Below are 1,608 nucleotides of genomic sequence, written 5' to 3' on the forward strand. Positions count from 1 at the left end.
GGGGATGCGGACAAAAACTTGGACTGGTTATGCCGCGAAGCCCAGGCTTTCACGATACTCAATGGGACTGAGCGCGCCGAGGGAAATCTTGATTCGTTTTTCGTTGTACCAGCGAATGTATGAATCCAAGGCCTGAATGAACTGCTCGATGCTCGTTGACTGCCAGTTGCGAGGATAGAACAGCTCCGTTTTCAGTCGGCCGAAGAAACCTTCACAAGCCGCGTTGTCAGGTGAGCAGCCTTTGCGCGACATCGAACGAATCAGCTTCGCATCAGCGATGCGCGATAGCCAGCCGGGCCAGCGGTAGTGAGCGCCACGATCGGAGTGAACAACAGGCCGTTTATCGTTGCTGGCCACCGTTTCGACAGCGGCATCCAGCATCGTGTTCACAAGCTCGGCGTCGGGACGCGTGCCGATCGACCAACTGATTACCTTCCCATCGAAGCAGTCGATCATGGGGGACAGGTACACCTTGCCGGCTGGGATCTGGAACTCCGAGATGTCGGTCAGCCATTTCTCATTCGGAGCTAGGGCCGTGAAGTCGCGGTTGAGGAGGTTTTCCGGCGCCGGACTGATCTCCCCGAGGTAGGAACCGTATCGACGCCGTTTCGGCTTGGCGACGACTAGGCACTCCTGCTTCATCAAGCGCTGCACCACCTTCTCTGAAAGGCGTACACGCTGCCTGCTCAACGAAGCTCGCATCCGACGGTAGCCATAGCAACGATGATTGCGCTCGAATATGTCCGCCATGGCACGACGCGCTTCGGTGTACTTTTCCGCGACCTGCATTCGGGCTCGATGATAGAAATAGGAGCTTCGGGCCAAGCCCAACGCGTCAAGCAGCTCTAGCAAGGAGTACCTCTGCCTTAGGGCATCAGCCAGCAATGTCTTCTCCCGATTGGTCAGGACTTGCCGGTTGATGCCCGTCTCTTTTTTTATGAGTTCATTCGCCCTCATCAACAGGTCATGTTCAAGCTGCAAACGGCGAACATCGAGCTGGAGAGATTCGAGTTGCCGCTGCAACTCCTCTCGTTCCGGTGACGATGAGGGTTCAAGCCGACACTTCATGGATGGGGATACCTCTGGGCCGAGTAGCTGGTTTTTCCAGTTGTACAAGGTCGGCCTGCACACGCCCAGCTTTTGAGCCAGGGCTTTCGCACTTTCTTTTCGCGTGCACAGCGCGATGACCGCTGCCTGCTTCACCGCTGGCGGCCGGGCTAACCCGTCTGATCGACCGACAATACGCGTATGCAACTCGGGGCGCATTTCGTAAATCCAGGCACGCAACGAATCCCGCGCGGGGTAGCCCAACGCCTTGATGGTAGCGGCGATGTTGCGACCGTATTCGAGATAGTGCCCGACAGCCTTTTCCCTTTGGGCCAGTGAGTACTTCGACTTCGAGTTCTCGTAGCCACGCGGCAGGTCGAGGCATCGCTCATACTCTGCGTGCCAGCTCTTCAAAGAGTTCTTCGTCGGGTAGCCCAACTGACGAATAGTTGCCCCGGTTCGCTTGCCCAGTTTGATGTAGAGCTTGACCGCTCGGATACGGTCTTCGTATGAGTACATGAACTACCTCCAGGTAGTCCAAGATTTCCGCCGCATCCCCAC

1 protein-coding gene is annotated in these 1,608 nt (G+C 56.8%); it reads right to left on the bottom strand.

Annotated features, from left to right (window positions below):
- Positions 1-27: 27 nt before the first annotated feature.
- The gene (locus tag AC1Q6D_RS33095) at positions 28-1,566 is read right to left on the bottom strand and encodes an IS3 family transposase (RefSeq protein ID WP_057977870.1); all 1,539 of its coding nucleotides are present in this window, start codon (positions 1,564-1,566) and stop codon (positions 28-30) included.
- Between the last annotated feature and the right edge of the window lie 42 nt (positions 1,567-1,608).

The organism is Pseudomonas sp. MT92, assembly GCF_058792515.1.

What these genes read in the sequence shown, in the direction of transcription:
- AC1Q6D_RS33095 (WP_057977870.1), bottom strand. Translation starts at nt 1,566, where the DNA reads ATGTACTCATACGAAGACCGTATCCGAGCGGTCAAGCTCTACATCAAA.